The sequence below is a fragment of the Sphaerospermopsis aphanizomenoides BCCUSP55 genome, assembly GCF_001586785.1.
Classification (GTDB): domain Bacteria; phylum Cyanobacteriota; class Cyanobacteriia; order Cyanobacteriales; family Nostocaceae; genus Sphaerospermopsis_A; species Sphaerospermopsis_A aphanizomenoides_A.
Genome location: NZ_LUFH02000008.1, coordinates 46,535 through 65,277, shown reverse-complemented (window position 1 = coordinate 65,277; position 18,743 = coordinate 46,535). Strand labels below are relative to the sequence as shown.

General features: G+C 39.3%; 15 protein-coding genes. 8 read left to right on the top strand and 7 right to left on the bottom strand.

What is annotated here, in order from left to right:
- Positions 1 to 54: 54 nt before the first annotated feature.
- Both A0J48_RS03600 and petH read right to left on the bottom strand, forming a co-directional pair.
- Entirely contained in the window at positions 55 to 1,344 is a 1,290-nt protein-coding gene (locus A0J48_RS03600) for a homoserine dehydrogenase (RefSeq protein WP_200320435.1), read from the bottom strand.
- Positions 1,345 to 1,461: 117 nt separating this feature from the next.
- Positions 1,462 to 2,784 (bottom strand): ferredoxin--NADP reductase, encoded by a 1,323-nt coding sequence (gene petH / locus A0J48_RS03595; protein ID WP_200320404.1) that lies wholly within the window; start codon positions 2,782 to 2,784, stop codon positions 1,462 to 1,464.
- A gap of 1,088 nt (positions 2,785 to 3,872) precedes the next feature.
- Here petH and A0J48_RS03590 point away from each other — a divergent pair.
- On the top strand, positions 3,873 to 4,877 hold the full coding sequence (locus A0J48_RS03590; protein WP_200320402.1) for a phosphoribulokinase: 1,005 nt from the start codon (positions 3,873 to 3,875) through the stop codon (positions 4,875 to 4,877).
- Between the two features lie 195 nt (positions 4,878 to 5,072).
- On the top strand, positions 5,073 to 6,347 hold the full coding sequence (gene metK, locus A0J48_RS03585) for a methionine adenosyltransferase (RefSeq protein WP_200320400.1): 1,275 nt from the start codon (positions 5,073 to 5,075) through the stop codon (positions 6,345 to 6,347).
- A 258-nt stretch (positions 6,348 to 6,605) separates the two neighbouring features.
- Here the strand turns inward: metK and A0J48_RS03580 are convergent, their stop codons facing one another.
- Entirely contained in the window at positions 6,606 to 7,061 is a 456-nt protein-coding gene (locus tag A0J48_RS03580) for a pentapeptide repeat-containing protein (protein WP_200320399.1), read from the bottom strand.
- 292 nt (positions 7,062 to 7,353) lie between these two features.
- Positions 7,354 to 8,214, bottom strand: coding sequence for an alpha/beta fold hydrolase (locus A0J48_RS03575; RefSeq protein WP_200320397.1), 861 nt, complete (start codon positions 8,212 to 8,214; stop codon positions 7,354 to 7,356).
- A gap of 204 nt (positions 8,215 to 8,418) precedes the next feature.
- Between A0J48_RS03575 and A0J48_RS03570 the strand changes: the two genes are divergently transcribed.
- Both A0J48_RS03570 and A0J48_RS03565 read left to right on the top strand, forming a co-directional pair.
- Positions 8,419 to 9,579 carry a glycoside hydrolase family 10 protein gene (locus tag A0J48_RS03570; protein ID WP_200320395.1) on the top strand — a complete coding sequence of 387 codons (1,161 nt, stop codon included), beginning with the start codon at positions 8,419 to 8,421 and terminating at the stop codon, positions 9,577 to 9,579.
- 5 nt (positions 9,580 to 9,584) lie between these two features.
- Complete coding sequence (locus A0J48_RS03565) at positions 9,585 to 10,004, top strand: DUF2358 domain-containing protein (protein ID WP_200320393.1); 420 nt, start codon at positions 9,585 to 9,587, stop codon at positions 10,002 to 10,004.
- 485 nt (positions 10,005 to 10,489) lie between these two features.
- Here A0J48_RS03565 and uvrA read toward each other — a convergent pair whose 3' ends face one another.
- Positions 10,490 to 13,432 carry an excinuclease ABC subunit UvrA gene (gene uvrA, locus A0J48_RS03560; RefSeq protein WP_200320391.1) on the bottom strand — a complete coding sequence of 981 codons (2,943 nt, stop codon included), beginning with the start codon at positions 13,430 to 13,432 and terminating at the stop codon, positions 10,490 to 10,492.
- A gap of 514 nt (positions 13,433 to 13,946) precedes the next feature.
- On the opposite strand from uvrA, the gene A0J48_RS03555 reads away from it, so the two are divergent.
- The 4 genes from A0J48_RS03555 to A0J48_RS03540 all read left to right on the top strand — a co-directional run bounded on the left by A0J48_RS03555 (position 13,947) and on the right by A0J48_RS03540 (position 16,485).
- Positions 13,947 to 14,468 carry a Csu type fimbrial protein gene (locus A0J48_RS03555; protein WP_200320389.1) on the top strand — a complete coding sequence of 174 codons (522 nt, stop codon included), beginning with the start codon at positions 13,947 to 13,949 and terminating at the stop codon, positions 14,466 to 14,468.
- 213 nt (positions 14,469 to 14,681) lie between these two features.
- The gene (locus A0J48_RS03550; protein WP_200320387.1) at positions 14,682 to 15,419 is read left to right on the top strand and encodes a fimbrial biogenesis chaperone; all 738 of its coding nucleotides are present in this window, start codon (positions 14,682 to 14,684) and stop codon (positions 15,417 to 15,419) included.
- Positions 15,420 to 15,530: 111 nt separating this feature from the next.
- A complete protein-coding gene (locus A0J48_RS03545; protein WP_200320386.1) occupies positions 15,531 to 16,151 on the top strand; it encodes a fimbria/pilus outer membrane usher protein in 621 nt (206 codons plus the stop codon).
- Positions 16,132 to 16,485, top strand: coding sequence for a Csu type fimbrial protein (locus A0J48_RS03540; RefSeq protein ID WP_200320384.1), 354 nt, complete (start codon positions 16,132 to 16,134; stop codon positions 16,483 to 16,485). Before A0J48_RS03545 ends, A0J48_RS03540 begins: the two co-directional genes overlap by 20 nt.
- 187 nt (positions 16,486 to 16,672) lie before the next feature.
- Here A0J48_RS03540 and A0J48_RS03535 read toward each other — a convergent pair whose 3' ends face one another.
- On the bottom strand, positions 16,673 to 17,689 hold the full coding sequence (locus tag A0J48_RS03535) for a serine/threonine protein kinase (protein WP_200320433.1): 1,017 nt from the start codon (positions 17,687 to 17,689) through the stop codon (positions 16,673 to 16,675).
- 148 nt (positions 17,690 to 17,837) lie between these two features.
- A complete protein-coding gene (locus tag A0J48_RS03530; protein WP_200320382.1) occupies positions 17,838 to 18,740 on the bottom strand; it encodes an alpha/beta fold hydrolase in 903 nt (300 codons plus the stop codon).
- Between the last annotated feature and the right edge of the window lie 3 nt (positions 18,741 to 18,743).

The following is an 18,743-nucleotide window of genomic DNA, read 5'->3' as shown; positions in this document are numbered from 1 at the left end:
TACAGAAATTTCTCTCCCCTACACCCTACACCCTACACCCCATACCCTGCCTCCTTAAAGCACTCGTAAGATACTGGGAATACTATCTATTCCCTCCAGGGATTGAATTTCGCCTAAAGCTTGTCTAAAGTCTCCTTCTCGAACATCATGGGTGACAACCACAATTTCCGCTAGTTTTTCCTGAAAGCCTGTTTGGACAACTGACTCCAGGCTAACGCCATATTTACCAAAACAAGTACCCAATTTACCGATGACTCCTGGGTGGTCTTGGGTGAGGAAACGAGCATAAAATCTGGTGACAAGTTCAGAAATTGGAGAAATTTGACAGTAACCTTGATGTCTACAAGCTAATAAAGGATTGGGATTCGCTGTATTAGTTTTGAGCGTCGCCACAAGATTGAGGATATCGGCACAGACAGCACTAGCTGTAGCACCTGCACCCGCACCAGGCCCAAAAAACATCACCTGGCCAATGGGTTCTCCTTCAACAAGAATGGCGTTATAAACACCATTAATACTAGCTAAAGGGTGAGTTTGGGGTACTAGGGTGGGATGAACTCTGACTGATAACTGAGAGTTCTCACCAGTTTGGCCTTTGGCTATGGCTAGTAGTTTAATCACAAATCCTAATTTGGCAGCATAGGCAATGTCTGTCTTGCTGACTTGACGAATGCCTTCACAGTAGACATCTTGGAGATTAATCCGACCACCAAAACCTAAAGATGCCAAGATAGCAATTTTATCAGCTGCATCCAAACCATCCACATCCGCAGTAGGGTCAGCTTCAGCATAACCTAGACGTTGAGCATCAGCTAAAACATCATTGAAGTCGCTACCTTCCGTTTGCATCCTGGTCAGGATGTAGTTAGTTGTACCGTTGATAATGCCTGTGACGGTATGAATGCGGTTGACACTTAAAGACTGTTTCAGGGGTTGAATTACGGGAATACCACCGCCGACAGAGGCTTCTAGCATCACATATACACCAGCTTGGTTGGCTGCTGTAAATATTTCTGCCCCAAATCGGGAAATTGCGGCTTTATTCGCGGTGACTACGTGCTTACCATTTTTAATAGCGGTGAGGATGAGCGATCGCGCTGGTTCTAATCCCCCCATGACTTCCACAACTATATCTATCTCTGGATCGTTGACAATCCCTTCTAAATCTGAAGTTACTACACCTGATGGCAATTCTACTAAACGGGGTTTGTCTTTTGATCGCACTCCTACCCGATATATTTCTATCTCTTTTAACAGTGGGTGACGACCAACGCTATCTTGTAACAGTTGTACAGTCCCCGTTCCCACCGTACCTAATCCTAATATTCCTAATTTTACACTCACAGATTTTGCACCCAAACTATATATATAAAACAATTGTAGGCGGGGCATCACCCTACCTACAAACTTAGAGTTTAAAACTCGGAACTAATGACCAATGACCAATGACCAATGACCAAATTAGTATGTTTCTACGTGCCAGCGATGTGCTTTTTTGAGATCCTTTTGGTAATCACTCCAAGTCACACCTTCTTTAGCAGCAGCAGCAGTCAAAGCTGCATCAATCCCATCTTCCATACCGCGTAAACCGCAGATGTAAGTGTGAGTTTTTTCGTTTTTAATCAACTGCCACAGTTCATCAGCGTGTTCTGCCACCCGGTCTTGGATGTACATTCTGCCACCTGCGGAATTTTGCTGTTCCCGACTGATAGCATAAGTAAGGCGGAAGTTATCGGGATACTTTTGTTGCATCTCTTCCAATTCTTCCTTGTATAGAATGTTGGGAGTTGTAGGTACACCAAACAACAGCCAAGCAAATCCTTTAAATTGGTATTCTGGGTTAGCTGCTCTTTCAGCATCTTTAAACATCCGCCACAAGTAAGCCCGCATGGGAGCGATACCTGTTCCTGTTGCCAACATAATCACATTGGTTTCAGTGTCATCAGGTAACAACATTTCCTTACCCACCGGACCTGTAATTTTTACTTCTGCCCCTGGTTCAAGGAAACACAAGTGAGTAGAACAAACACCATAAACTGTTTCGCCGCTTTCTGGATGCTTGTATTCCAACTGACGAACACACAAGGATACTGTTTTGTCGTCTACATCATCGCCATGACGAGTGGAAGCAATCGAGTAAAGTCTCAGTTTTTCAGGCTTACCGTTCTTGTCAACACCTGGAGGAATAATACCGATACTTTGGCCTTCGATATATTTCAAGTTGCCACCAGAAAGGTCAAACTTTAGGTGCTGAACAATACCAATGCCACCTTCTTTAACTAACGGTTCATTGGAGATACACTTACCGATAAACGGAGCGTTAGGACGGTAAGTATTTACAGGAACATCAGCGTGTTTGGCTTTCCCTTGAGTCATGGTATTGCCTTTTTTATCCTTAGCAGGTGATTTAGCAAAACCTTTGGTTTCACTACTGTTATTCACAGGTGTGGCTTTACCATTTCCCTCATTGTTATCATTCACAGCAGAGGTGGCTAACTCGCTTACTTCGCTGTTGGCACTAGCTACAGCAACTTGACCATTAACTGGTTCTAAAATTGTGCTTGGCTGAATACTAACAATTTTGCCGCCTAGACGAGTGATCCGTCGCATTTCTTGATTCATGCGGTTGTAAGGCACTCTGATGAACACACTGCCACTTTTACGAATTGGGTAGTTCGTTTGATCAGTTTCTTCGTTCTGACGCAGACCCACCACTTCGTAAACGAAGATGCGGCTACCTGATTCTATGTTGGCAGCACCCTCAACAGCACCTTGATTGTACATTCGTTCTACCACTCCAATATTTACTTAACCGTTTATCAAAAATAATTCCCATCCTATGCCAGCTTTAGTTTACCGGATTTTAGTTGCATAAAACTGGCTATCTGGGAAAACGGCATCATTAAATGATGCCTTGCTCAGTACACTCGGCCAAGACATATTAGGTATGGTAAAGGACACACCTGTTCACCTTCTAAAGTAGAAGATAAGTCTTGGACGGAATGTTAACAGTGAGTCAATTTAATCTTTTTTTTCCACAGTACAGAGTTACAGGGGCATGGGCATGGGGGATTGGGCAGAAGTTAAAGATCTAGGACTGACGCAAGATGTGGCTGAAAACCTTATTATTACGTAGGGGTAATTCATGAATCACCCCTACTTTTGTTCTGTTTTGCGTAAGTCCTGAGATATATATTCCCTGATTCCCTCTTTTCTGAATTTTGAATTTATTTCTCCCCCTACACCCTCACGCCGCTGATTGGTACACTAGAAGATACTTTTTAACAGCAAAACTTGTTACAAAATACATCTTTCTGTTAAAATATAGTATAACACTAGGATTAAATACTTACCAGCCAAGGGTTCAGGATAATTCAGTAAGTAGCCAGGATAACTGTGTTGCTCACTAGCCTGATATTCTACATTTATGCTGGGTAGCAAGAATGCAGGACTTTACCATTGGAGTAGGAAACTGTAACTAAATTTCTACCCGTATACACACATAAATACTCAGTTTGAGTAGATATGCGACTTAGTTTTAAGTCTTTAGTTGGTAACAAGACGGCAATCGGATATATCTAGGTTAGATCAAGCCGACGTTAAGTCGGATGGTGAGCAGTATATAAGTTGAATCCATAGGCTTAATCCACCTAAAAAAGAAATTCCCACTGTTTTTGAGGGAGTAGAGAGATTGCCGTTGATCCTTGTAGTTTTAGAACTTTTGACTAAGATTACAAACTGAGTTATCTACTATTGACTACCTTGGGGTAGCTTTGTTCAGATTTCTATGAGCGGTAAGCTCTTGGTTTCAAAAATCTGTTGTGAGAAAAATTATTGATTCACACATCTTTTTTAGTATTTAGAGGAGATTTATGACAAGTAAGCCGGAACGCGTGGTATTGATTGGAGTAGCTGGAGACTCTGGTTGCGGTAAATCCACATTTTTGCGTCGATTGATCGATTTATTTGGTGAAGAATTAATGACAGTTATCTGTTTAGATGACTATCATTGTTTAGATCGTAAACAACGCAAGGAAACTGGGATTACTGCGCTTGACCCCAGAGCTAATAATTTTGACCTAATGTATGAGCAAATTAAAGCTCTTAAAGAAGGTAAAGCGGTTGATAAGCCGATTTACAACCACGAGACCGGCTTAATCGATCCTCCAGAGCGGATTAATCCCAACCATATTATTGTTGTGGAAGGTTTACATCCTTTATATGATGAACGGGTAAGAGCCTTACTTGATTTCAGTGTGTACTTTGATATCAGTGATGAAGTCAAAATTGCCTGGAAGATACAACGCGATATGGCAGAACGTGGCCACCGCTATGAAGATGTGTTAGCGCAAATCAATTCTCGCAAACCTGACTTTGAAAAGTTTATTGAACCACAAAGAGAATTTGCGGATGTGGTTCTGCAAGTATTACCAACCAACTTGATTAAAAACGATACAGAACGTAAAGTTCTACGGGTACGGATGTTGCAACGGGAAGGTAAGGAAGGATTTGAGCCAGCTTACTTGTTTGATGAAGGTTCAACCATCCAGTGGACTCCTTGTGGACGTAAACTGACCTGTTCTTACCCTGGTATGCAAATGTACTATGGTTCTGATGTGTACTACGGTCGCTATGTTTCTGTGTTGGAAGTAGATGGTCAGTTTGACAACTTAGAAGAAGTAATTTACATCGAAAACCATCTCAGCAACACATCTACAAAATACACAGGTGAGATGACTCACTTGTTACTGCAACACCGCGAGTATCCAGGTTCCAATAATGGTACTGGTTTGTTCCAAGTGCTGGCAGGGTTGAAAATGCGCTCTGTTTATGAGCAATTGACCGCTCAGGAAGCAAAGTTAGCCGTTCAAGTCTAAAGCCAGCATTGCTGGTAAAAAAAGGGTTGCATCTGTGGGTGTAACCCTTTTTTGATGGATTTATTCACCACAGTCCTCAGTAGTCCAAAATATAGACAGTGAGTGTGTAAATATTGCTATGATTTCAGAAATTAGTAGCTGACCTAAATATCCAAATTTACTCAGTGAACAAAATTCATTTAGGAGGAATATCCTTTGTCTCGTCGTTATTTATTTACCTCCGAGTCCGTAACTGAAGGTCATCCAGATAAAATCTGCGATCAAATTTCTGATACTATTCTGGATGCTTTGCTCACACAAGACCCCACTAGTCGAGTTGCGGCTGAAGTAGTTGTTAATACAGGATTGGTGTTAATCACTGGTGAAATTACTACTAAAGCGAATGTGAATTTCGTCAATTTGGCGCGGAAAAAAATTGCGGAAATTGGCTACACTGATGCAGTTAACGGCTTTTCTGCCAATAGTGCTAGTGTGTTAGTAGCTTTGGACGAACAATCACCTGATATTGCTCAAGGTGTAAATACTGCTCAGGAAACCCGCACCGAGGATAGTGAGGAACTATTCGATAAAATTGGTGCTGGAGACCAAGGGATCATGTTTGGTTTTGCTTGCAACGAAACACCAGAATTGATGCCTTTGCCTATCAGTCTAGCTCACCGTATTGCCCGCAGACTGGCAGCGGTCCGGAAAACAGGCGATTTGCCATACCTGCGTCCTGATGGGAAAACCCAGGTGACTGTAGTTTATGAAGATGGCAAACCAGTAGGTATTGATACAATTTTGATTTCTACCCAGCATACACCTAATATTGGGGATATTACGGATGAAGCTGCGGTACAAGCCAAGATTAAGGAAGATTTGTGGTCAGCGGTGGTAATACCTGTATTTGGCGATATTGCAGTTAAACCAACTGAGGAGACACGCTTTTTAGTCAATCCTACAGGTAAATTTGTGATTGGTGGGCCTCAAGGAGATTCTGGCCTCACTGGACGGAAAATCATTGTTGATACCTACGGTGGTTATTCCCGACATGGTGGTGGTGCTTTCTCTGGTAAAGACCCCACAAAGGTAGACCGTTCTGCCGCTTATGCTGCTCGTTATGCGGCCAAAAATATTGTGGCGGCTGGGTTAGCAGAAAAATGTGAAGTGCAGTTAAGTTATGCCATTGGTGTAGCTAGACCTGTGAGCATTTTTGTGGATACCTTTGGTACTGGTAAGGTGGATGATGAAATTTTGCTGCAATTGGTCAAAGATAACTTTGAACTAAGACCAGCAGGAATTATCCATGCTTTCAATTTACGTAACTTACCCGGTGAAAGAGGCGGACGTTTCTATCAGGACGTTGCAGCTTACGGTCATTTGGGACGGTCTGATTTAGATTTACCTTGGGAACGCACTGATAAGATGGATGTGCTGAAACAAGCGGCTAATAAATCTCTTTCTGATGCGATCGCACCTGCGTTAACTTAAAAACTTCAACAGTAGATCCCCGACTTTTCCCAAAAATCGGGGATCTATTTAATTTTAGATTTTGGATTTTGGATTTTGGATTGTGTTGATTAACTCCAATTTAAAATCTAAAATCTGCTTTACCAAAAAAATGGGTCAAAAGCTCCCCTTGAAAGGGGAAAACAAAAAAACTTTCTCCTTGTTCAATCCTCTTGATTTATCAAGAGGTAATACTTTTGACTTTTGACTTTTGACTTGTGAACTGTCACCTGCTATGGCTTAATCCCAGTCAGGTAGTTGAGCATCTTCTCCACCAATACCAATACCAGTGTTATATATTTCTGCCCCGGTAATGGTTAGGTCATTCATTGATGCTTTGTAGACATTGGAATCGTTAATAGTTGCACTGGTGAGGTTTGCACCGTTAAGATTAGCTTGTTTTAAATTGACATTGGTGACAAAAGCTGATGTTAAATTTGCACCTGCCAAATTTGCTCCGGTTAGGTCAGCACCTTCGAGGTTGGCTTCTGTTAAGTTAGCACCTTGGAGATTTGCACCTCGTAAGTCTGCACCAATTAAATGAGCGCCACTGAGGTTGACTCCTGATAGTTGACAACGCTGACATTCCCCAGTGGACAAAAGTTTTTGTAAGTCCTGTCTATTCCCAGCTTGAACTGAGTTAGCAAACAATAGGGGAGCAACTAAGGCTATTGCTGTTAGTAGCTGACGTTTCATAATAATTCCCCTTTCCTTTTATGGAGTAGCATCCGTCCTTTTCCTCACAAGTTTATTATCTCACCAAATGGTGGCAGAAGATTGATTTATCTCACAAGCTAGATGTGATGTGTTTTCAAGTGGGTAATGATGCTGTAAATGTTGCTGAGTATAGGTTTGAGCTATATCCAAAAGCTGAATTGGGTTGAATTTGTGAAGTTAAATTTATTGTTAATTATTTTTAAGTTGTATCGTAGAGCATAATTTTGGTTGTGGGACTAAATTAAGTATTTTTTACTAGTAACCCTAGATTTTAGGCGAGAAATTCTTGCATATACTCTGTGACTAGTTCTGGCTGTTCTTGCTGTACCCAATGACCAGAATTAGGAATATATTTAATTTGTAAGTTCCTGACATATTCTTCGGTACCGTAAGTCAGTTCTTTTCCTAGGGCCGTGTCATGTTCTCCCCAAATCATTAGAGTGGGAACTTCGAGAATAGGCCAGGTTTTATTTGGGGTTAATTGGGAAAATAAGTTGCGGTAATAGCTTAACATGGCTGTAATTGCGCCCCGTTTGGCGGCTGCGTCTTTGTAGGCTTCTATATCTGTTGTGGTGAAGGCGTTTTTATTGAAGGCTGTACCTTGAATAGCTTTGGCTATAGCTTGATAGTCTGAGGCTTGGAGAAGCAGTTCCGGAAGTAGAGGAAGTTGAAATAAGAAGATATAATAACTGCGTAATAGTTGTTGAGGTGTACTTAAACCTTGGGCAAATTTGGCGGGATGGGGGAGGTTAAGTATAATTAGTTTTTCTACCATGTCTGGGTGAGCGTAGGCAAAATTCCATGCGATCGCACCACCCCAATCATGAGCGACTAAAATACAACTGTCGTATCCTAAACCTTTGATTACTCCTTCAATATCTTTGACAAATTCATCCATCACATAAGCAGATTGCGCTTGGGGCTTATCGCTATCGTTATAACCGCGTAAATCAAGAGCAACTACTTGATAATTTTCAGCAAAGACAGGAATGTGATGTCGCCATGAGTACCAAAATTCAGGAAACCCATGCAACATTAACATTAAAGATCCTTCTCCTTGGGTGACATAATGTAATTTAATGCCGTTGGTGGTGATGTAGGCGTGTGTCCAGGAATTTTCAATGATAGGCATAAGATTTGATGAAGTTACAACTTCTGTAATTTTTACTAAAAGTAATTATACAAAGTATTTTTAAGGAAAAAATCTATTCAAAGTTATACAAACTTGCACAAACAAGGCACAAATGGAAAAATGAAAAGCCTATAGGGCGCAATTATTTCATCATCCAAAATCCAAAATCCAAAATCTAAAATCCGAAATGGTCTTAGGGTGTAAATGAGTAAAGTAGAAATTCGTGGTGTCTGGTTAACCAGAACTGATAGTCAGGTTCTCAAGTCAAGACAAAACATTGTGGAAGCAATGGAATTTCTGGCATTGACAGGATTTAATGTGGTGTTTCCTGTGGTTTGGAATCAAGGAGTTACCTTGTATCCGAGTCCGACAATGTGGAAGATATTTGGGATAGAAATTGATTCCAGGTTCTTGGGGCGTGATCCTCTAGCAGAATTAATAGAAGCAGCGCGGCGGGTGGGATTAAAAGTCATCCCGTGGTTTGAATATGGTTTTGCTAGTTCCTACAATTTAAATGGTGGGATTTTATTACAACAAAAGCCAGAATGGGGAGCATATAATTACCAAGGTAAATTGTTAAAGAAGAATGGGTTTGAGTGGTTAAATGCTTTTGATTTTCAGGTGCAGGAATTTTTGTTAAATTTAGTTTTGGAAGTAGTTAATAATTATGATGTGGATGGTGTGCAGGGAGATGATCGTTTCCCGGCGTTCCCATCGGCAGGAGGCTATGACCCAGGAACTGTACACCGCTACCGCCAACAATTTCAAAAAAATCCACCACAAAACCACAAGGATAAACATTGGTTACAGTGGCGAGCAAATATTTTAACTGATTTTTTAGCATTGCTTTACCAAGAAGTAAAAGCAGTAAATCCTGATTTATTAGTGTCGATGTCTCCGAATATTTATGATTGGGGATTTAGGGAATATTTGCAAGATTCACCAACTTGGTTAAAACGGGGAATTGTGGATATTATTCATCCGCAAATTTATCGTCGTGATTTTCTCAGTTATAAATGTATTCTTAATAGGTTGGTTAATGAGCAGTTTACAGATGCAATGTTACCAAAACTAGCGCCAGGAATTTTGATTAAATTAGGAAAATATCGAATGAGTGCCAATTATTTATTAAAGGTGATAGAATATCATCGTCAGTTGGGAATTAATGGAGAAGTATGCTTTTTTTATGAAGGTTTGCGGGAAAATAATAATCAATTGGCAAAAGTTCTGAGAAAAGGACCTTATGCTGAGTCGGCTTTATTTCCGAATTTAGTAGATTTACAGGATATGAATGTGAGTTATCGCAGGTCTACTTCTATTTTGCAAAGATTAGAAAAACGGGTGAGAAAGTTTTTTCAGGTATAGAGTCAGTGGAAAAATTACAAACAAAACAGATTATCGAAATTCTCAAGCAAGATTTACCGACTTTGTTTGAGCAGGATATTTCATACAATATCTATTCACAGGATATCTTTTTTCGTGACCCGGTGAATAAGTTTAATGGTAAGTTTAATTATCGGATTATTTTTTGGACTTTGCGTTTTCATGGTCAGTTATTTTTTACGGAACTTGCTTTTGATTTACATGATGTGTGTGAGTCTGGGGAAAATACGATTTTAGCGACTTGGACTGTGCGGGGTGTGTTGCGTGTTCCCTGGAAAGCGCGGTTATTTTTTAATGGGTATTCGACTTATAAGTTGAATGATGAGGGGTTTATTTATGAGCATATTGATACTTGGGATAGGGAGCCTGGGGAGATTTTGCAGCAGTTTTTTAAGAAGGGGGAGTGATTGACTTTTTTGTCAGAATCAGGATGTCCAGGATTTAAGGATTTACAGGATTATTGTTACCATTAATTAGTTAAAATTAAATCCTTATAATTTTGACTAATTTTATTTAAAGCCTATTGACAGGTATTTATAAGTAAAATACGATTTCTGTATGTAAAGTGTTTTCACTTATAAATTTATGAACCAGTCTAATAATAGCGAACTTGCAAAGTCAAATGTGAAAAAATTGCTAATTTAGATGGAGTAATTACACCTGAAGAAACTCAAGTAATAGCAGCTATTCGTAAAAGGTTTAATTATCAGGTAGTTTAAGTCCTGAAATTTTTAAACAATTCTCAGAAGTGCGATCGCTGACTTGGTAACTGAATATGATAATTTCTCTTTCTTCCTTTCTTCTTTTGCGTCTTTGCGTGAGAATTTAAGATTTATGAAACGAACCGCAGAGGCACAGAGGACACAGAGGAAGAGTTTTTAAGGGTTTTGATTCAGACAACTGCCGGATATTGCTTCAACACCTGCCTCAAATATTCCCCAGTATAAGAACGCTGATTTTTGGCAACTTCTTCTGGTGTTCCGGCAACAATAATTTCTCCTCCTTTATCTCCTCCTTCTGGTCCCAAATCTATTACCCAATCAGAACAACGAATGACATCTAAATTATGTTCAATCACTAAAATCGAATTTCCTTTATCTACCAATCTTTGTAAAACATCCAATAATTTATGCACATCGTAAAAGGACAAACCTGTTGTTGGTTCATCAATTAAATAAAGTGTCTTCCCTGTTGCACGTCGAGATAATTCTGTGGCTAATTTCACCCGTTGCGCTTCACCACCGGATAAGGTTGTGGCTGGTTGTCCTAACTGCACGTAACCTAAACCAACATCAACTAAGGTTTGTAATCTGGTGACAGCTTTGGGAATGTTTTCACAAAATGCTAATGCTTCTTCAACGGTCATGTTGAGAACATCGGAAATTGATTTATCTTTATATTTAACTTGTAATGTTTCCCGGTTATATCTTGCACCTTTACAAACTTCGCACTGCACGTAAACGTCAGGTAAAAAGTTCATTTCTATGACGTTTACACCTTGTCCACTACAAGCTTCACATCTACCACCTTTGACGTTAAAAGAAAATTGTCCTGGTTTATATCCTCTGGTTTTGGCTTCGATGGTTTGGGAAAATACATCTCGAATAATGTCGAAAACTCCGGTGTAAGTTGCGGGGTTAGAACGGGGTGTTCTGCCTATGGGTGATTGGTCGATGACAATGGCTTTGTCAACGCAGTTTAAACCTTTGATTTCATCAATATCTTTGGGGAAAGGAACTCTTTTTAATAGATGATGTTGTAAAGCTGGATAAAGTAGTTCATTGATTAAGGTAGATTTTCCTGAACCAGAAACGCCGGTAACAGCAACAAGTTTACCCAAGGGAATTTCTACATCTATATTTCTCAGGTTGTTACGATGGGCGTTTTTAATTGTTAAAGTTCTACCGTTTCCTTCTCTTCTTTTTCCTGGTGTGTGAATAACTCGTCTTCCTGATAAGTAAGCACCAGTTAATGAAGCTTCGGCGTTTAATAAATCCTCTAAATTTCCCTGAGCAATGATATTTCCCCCATGAATTCCTGCACCGGGTCCAATATCAACTATATGATTGGCTGCACGAATGGTTTCTTCGTCGTGTTCTACGACTATTAATGTATTTCCTAAATCGCGTAATTTGGTTAGGGTTTTTAACAAACGTCCGTTATCTCTTTGATGCAAACCAATACTTGGTTCGTCTAAAACGTAGAGAACTCCTGTTAACCCAGAACCGATTTGTGTGGCTAATCTAATTCGTTGAGCTTCTCCACCGGATAATGTCATGGCTGGACGATCTAAGGTGAGATAATCTAAGCCGACATCTAATAAAAATTGTAATCTGGCTTTAACTTCCCTTAAAACTAAGTCAGCTATTTGCATTTGTCGGGGTGTCAATTTTAAATTTTCGATTCTTTCCCGACATTCCCGAATGGAAACGCTGGTTAAATCTAATATTCCATATTGTCCCAACTTCACGGCTAAGGCTTCTGGTTTTAATCTTTTGCCTCCACAAACTTCACAAGGTTGGTCTATTAAATATTCTTCTAATTTCTGTTTAACTAACTCCGTTCCCCCTTCATATTGTCTTTGCAAAATCGGAATCACGCCTTTAAAACTCTGCGTCCTCTGTGCCTCTGCGGTTCGTTTCTCTTCTCCATGCAAAACTATTTGTTGCTGTTCTGGTGTTAACTTACTCCACTGAGTTTGTAATTCAAACCCATAAGTTTGTCCTAAACTATATAGCAACTCTAAATAATAGGAATTTTCCTTTTCTGACCAAGGGGCGATCGCTGCATACATAGGTGAATCGGGGTTAGGTATCACCAATTCGGGAGCAAATCTTCTTAAAGTGCCAATCCCATGACAATGGGGACAAGCACCATAGGGAGAATTAAAAGAAAATAATCGTGGTGATAATTCTTCCATTACTGCCCCATGTTCTGGACAAGCAAAGTTTTCTGAAAATACCATTTCTATCGGTAATTCCTGTTCGGAAATACCTTGACTTTCTCCCCCATTTTCTATATACTTACTATGTTGTCGCTCCTGCGTTACCTTATTAGAGGTATCATTTAATACCTCAATTATGCTAATACCGTGGGATTGCTTAAGACAAGTAGTAAGAGAATCGACTAAACGTTCTTGAATTCCGTCTTTTTTAACTAACCTGTCAATAACTAGTTCTATATTATGTGTAATATTTTTATCTAACTCGATAGAATCTGAGAGTTCTAAAACCTCTCCATTTACCCTCACGCGAGCAAATCCTTGAGCAGCTAAACTAGATATGAGTTTGCGGTGAGTTCCCTTTTTCCCCCGGACGACAGGTGCCAGAATTTGGAAACGGGTACGGTCGGGAAGTGCGAAGATGCGATCGCACATCTCATCAATGGTTTGGGGTGCAATAGAGCGATCGCATTTCGGACAATGGGGTTCACCAGCGCGACCATAGAGCAACCGTAGATAATCATAAATTTCCGTGACTGTTCCCACCGTCGAACGGGGATTATGGGAAGTTGATTTTTGGTCAATGGAAATCGCGGGACTTAAACCTTCTATCGCTTCCACATCTGGTTTATCCAATTGTCCCAGAAATTGCCGTGCATAAGCACTCAGAGATTCTACATAACGCCGTTGACCTTCTGCAAAGATGGTATCAAACGCCAAAGAAGACTTACCCGAACCAGACACACCAGTAAACACAATTAACTGGTCACGGGGTAATTCCAAATCAATATTTTTCAGATTATGCTGCCTAGCGCCCCGAATGCGAATAGTATTTTGGCTATTTTGGGGATAGGGGAGGCGATCGCTTAAAGATGTTGCTAGGTGTTCTGACATATTGACAGGCTGGGGAAAGTTGCACTGTGAAACAGTTCTTAATAATACTATTTTTATTCAAGATATGCTATGAGACAGGCCAGATCATCTGCTAACAAATGATATAGGATTCCTGTATTACATCTTTCATCTTTGCGTTGAGTAGGATAGTTTGAAACGAAAATTGCATGAATATGCTGATATTTACTATATATTTATCTACGTATATTAACAGAAGATGGATGTGAAAATATTCAGTTTTTTCACGATTTGCAGACATTAAACAAAATTGTACTGTTTGAGATAGTGAAAAGGATACGTAAAAACTCTGGCTTTAAAATTGCGGTCAATAAATTACTCTCTAATCTAAAAACCTTCCAATATAGAGCATCTGGGTTTTGCATTCCCTAATGTCAAGTTAGGAAAAGTTAGGATTGAGTAAGGCTAATTTTACACCAATCAAAAGTTAAAGTTATTTTTGCAGCCTCATCACTGTAATCAAGCCTAAAATCTTAGTTGTTGGGATAAATTTACTATGTTACGTCGTTTTTCCTTAGCCTCTGCATTACTCGTTGCTGGTTCTATCGTTGCTGCAACTGCTCCCGCAATGGCTGGTACATCAACTGCTAACCTTTCTGCTTCCGCTTCTGTCACCGCCAATTGCACCATCTCTACTTCAGCTCTATCTTTTGGAGCTTATGATCCATTAAGTGGTAATGCTTCTAGTCCTTTAGATGGAACTGGAGCTGTAACAATAACTTGTACAAATGGTGCTAGTGCTGTGATTATGTTAGGTCAAGGTAGCAATGCCGATACTGGTTCTACTGATGCTGCTCCTTTACGTCGCTTGAAAGATGCTGGAACTAACTATTTATCATACTCACTGTACAAAGATGCAGGTCACGCAACGGTTTGGGGAAATACGGCAGGATCAGGTCTTTCACAAACGGGTAATGGTACAGCCCAAACTAATACTATTTATGGTAGAGTTACCAGCGGTCAAAACGTTTCCGCAGGTAGTTATACTGACACCGTAACAGCTACAGTTAGTTTCTAGTCATATATGTTTACAGTGCTATATAGGATGATAGATGCAGTTAATAGTTCCTAAGTTCAGCACTATCAATCTTTACTTATGATAATCAATTGTTTTTGTTGGGCGGGTAATTCCGCCCGCATCTTCAATTAATCAACTAAGGGAGCAAAATTCGCATTCTGCCAAAATAAAATTATGTTTGATTTCCACCAAAAAATAACCAGGTTCGTATTTTTGAGTTTACTAACTGGTCTAGGGCTAAATCAAGTACAAAAAGCTTGGGGGAGTAACTTTCAAGTAAGTCCTGTGCAAGTTTCTTTATCTAGTAAAGTTTCTAATCAAGTTCTCACTGTACATAATGATAGTAATGAACCTTTACGCTTTCAGCTAAAAACCTATGCTTGGAGTCAAGATGCTAAAGGTGAAATGCAACTCGCTGCAACAGAAGATATAGTTGCCTTTCCTGGTTTATTTCCCTTAAATCCTGGGGAACAACGCAGCGTGCGTGTGGGAACTTTAGTTCCTGTAGGTGCAGTGGAAAAAACTTACCGTATTTTCGTTGAAGAACTACCACCACCAAAAACACCGAATAAAAAAAATGAAATTCGTGTTTTGACCAAATTGGGAATTCCGATTTTTCTGCAACCTAGTCAACAGGTTATAGATGGAAAGATTGAAAATATCAATATTAGCAATAGTCATCTATATTTCCACCTGAAAAATACTGGTAATACTCACTTTGTTGCTCAAAAAATTCGGGTTAAAGGTTTGGATGGATCTGGTAAGAGTGTATTTGATCAACAGCGCAATGGTTGGTATATACTTGCTGGTATATCTCAACCCTATGCTCTGAAAATTCCTACCCAAGAATGTAACAAAACTCAAACTTTAGTGCTGGAAGTTAAAACAAATAATAAAGTTTTGACAGAAAGAAGTGAAATGCCTAAAAATGCTTGCACTGCATCAAAATAAACAACCAATTATCTAAGTTTATAAAGTGAGTTAAATCTCATGGAGGTTCAATATTTATTAAATTTTATCTGTGTATTTTTTTTAAGTTTTATTCTTGTATTTACCCCTGCAATGGCAGTACAAGACCAAAAGGCAATATTAGAACTAACTGTTAACCAGATTGCCCAAGGAGAAGTTTTTGTGATCCTTCGGGAAAAAGACATTCTGATTCGCCGTTTGGATCTAGAAAAAGTAGGTTTGAAAGGCTTCTCCGGTGTTCAGGAAACTATTAAGAATGAAATTTATGTCTCTCTGGCTTCCCTAACTTCTGGGCTGAGCTATAATTTTGACGAAAAAGCTTTAACCCTGCAAATAACAGCGCAACCTGATTTACTAGGTACTACTTCTTTACACTTAGGAAATAAGCCACCCAGCAATATTGTTTCTAGTAAAGACACTAGTGCTTTTTTAAATTATGCTTTTAATATCCCTCTAGATGGGGAAAAGTTAAATAATTATACATTTTTTGGTGAATCTGGCTTAAGTGTGAATGGCAACCTGCTCTATAGCAGTTGTTCACGGAAGACAGACGGTGATGTTGTGCGGGGCTTAACGAATTTTACCTTAGATAATCCTAAAAATTTGCAGCGCTGGGTATTTGGAGATTCCTTTGCTAATACAGGTAATTTGGGAGGTTCACTGTTTTTTGGAGGTGTGAGTATATCTAGGGAATTTGGACTTTGGTGCTTATGATGTTTTTAATAATATATCTACAACTTCTACAGGTAGCATAAATTATGATTGCTCGTCAGCAAGTCCCCCTCCCACTTCAATTACCATTGACCTAAGTCAAGGTAATGCTGCTTCTTATAATCCCCGCCAATTACGTAGTATTAATGATTCACTTAATTACAATCTTTACCTAGATGCAGCAGGACAAAATATTTGGGGAGACGGTACAAGTAATCAACACTACACAAGTTCTAATCTTACTGGAACTGTAACAATTTATGGCATTATTCCTGCTCGCCAAAATGTAAAAGTAGGAAATTATACAGACTCAATTACGACTACAATTAATTTTTAGCAAGGTTGTTTATGTAAACTGGAATAAGCTGCTGTGCAGCTAGATTGTATATTGCGATATTGAGGAAAAGTACCCTGAAACTTTCTTCACTTTTGACTTTTGACTTTTGACTTTTGACTTGCTGTTTTACATTTAAAATGCACAACAGCTTATCCCTCTTCTTTTAGAATCAGCATTAGCTGAATGTTTACAAATCCGGTTTTACTTGAGCATTAGAATTAATCGCATCACCAGGTTGAGAAATCATAAAATTCGTTCCTACAGTAACTAATATTCCTAATGTGGCTAAACCCAGCATAGCTATACTTTTTCTCTGTTGTATGAATGCAAGTAAATTATCTATTTTGTTCCCAGAATTCAGCACTCGCATCGGCTTAAGTTCCTGTAAAGCGTCCGCCGCGTTGGCATAACGACGCTTGTGATTAGATTCTACCATTTTCTTTAACCATGAGCGAAAAGCCGGACTGATATAAGGTAGTAATTGTTGAAAATTGAAGCGATAGTTAGCATCAATTAATGTACAAATATCAGCGGCATGGGTATTAGTTAATAAGCAAATTAAAGTTGTGCCTAAACTATATAAATCTGAAGCTTTTGTTAATCCCAGACCAATTTGTTCTTCGGGGGGAATAAAACCAGGAGTGCCTGTGACAAAGGTACTCAAATCAACTTCTGTATCTTGTATTTTTGCTAAACCAAAATCAACAAGATAAACATTTAATTTTTCATCAACTAAAATATTTGCTGGTTTAATATCTCGATGAATTATAGGAGGGTTTTGTTGTTGTAGATAAACTAAAATATCTAAAATTGACAAAGCAATTTGTTTGATTTCTTCAGGATGAAAGCAGCGTCTGGCAGCTAATGATGGTGCTTTTTTATATTCCTGGATTAAATAGAAAAAACCTGGTTTTTCAAAAGAATCTAGATAACGAGGGATGCGGGGATGATTCAATTGCTGCAAAAGTTGAATTTCTCGTTCATAAGCTTTCACACCAGACCAATCAGTAGTCATATTTGCAAACGAGAATTCTTTAATTACTACTTTTTGGTGAGAGTGAAGATGATGTGCTAAGTAAGTAATGCGTCCTCCTTCTCGATTATGTCCTAATTCTTGAATTACTTGATAGCCAACAGCGGTAAAATCTGGATAATTCTTCTTAAGAACTGTCTTGTCATATCCATGATTGATGTCAAACTCCATCATATATACACACAAGTTTATTTCTGTCAATCTTTAGTTAAGAAAAAATATCATTTCCCCTGCATATAAGAATTAGGTAATGGGTAATGTTTTTCTCCTATTACCTATTACCTATTACCAATGATCAATTCCAGATAGTTTTTGCGTTTCAACCTACCAATTCCACAGCTTTGTGTGCTAACCAATGAAGAATTTGAGCATTGACGATATCTGGAACTTCGTCATGGGGACAATGACCGGCATCGGGGATAGATAGGATTTTGATATCTTTGCCATTTTCACGTGCTTCTTCGTAAATTTTCGCCCCTGTAATTGGTGTCCAAGGATCATTAGCACCCCAAATTACTAATAGAGGATATTCTACTTTTGGCAATAATTCCTCTAGAGTAGGACCAGGAGGTGCAGTGAGGATGGAAGCAAAAACTTGTTGCGCTCCGGGATCACAGGATGGCGTATAAAGTATATCAACTAATTCATCTGTGACAGCATTGCGATCGCAGTATACTTGATACAATGTGCGGCGAATTTGCGATTTTTGGCGAATGCGGTTAAAAATGAATTTACCTGTGATGGGGTTAGCTACCAACTTGTGAAAAGTGGCCATGAAAATCCGCAAAACTGGGTTTAATTCATGGGGACGATGACTCAAGCCACCCGCAGAGTTAATTAACACACCACCACAGGCGATTTCTGGGTATTGGGCTAAAATCATTAAACTCAAAAGTGCGCCAATGGAATTACCAATAAATATAGCTGGTGTGTGAATATGTGCATAATAAAAATCTTGCAATAGTTCTGCCCACACTTCCATGTTATAATCTATGGCTGCTTTATCAGAACCACCAAAACCCAACAAATCCACAGCAAAGACGCGATATCCAGCATTAGCTAAAACGGGAATATTTTTGCGCCAGTGACCGATGGAAGCGCCAAAACCATGAATTAGCACCAAAGGCTGACCGCTACCCATGACAGTGTATTGAATTTTGTAATCTCGCCAAGTCCAAAGCTGTTTTTCTAATGTTTGTAAGTCCTGAGTTGTTATCGTCATTAG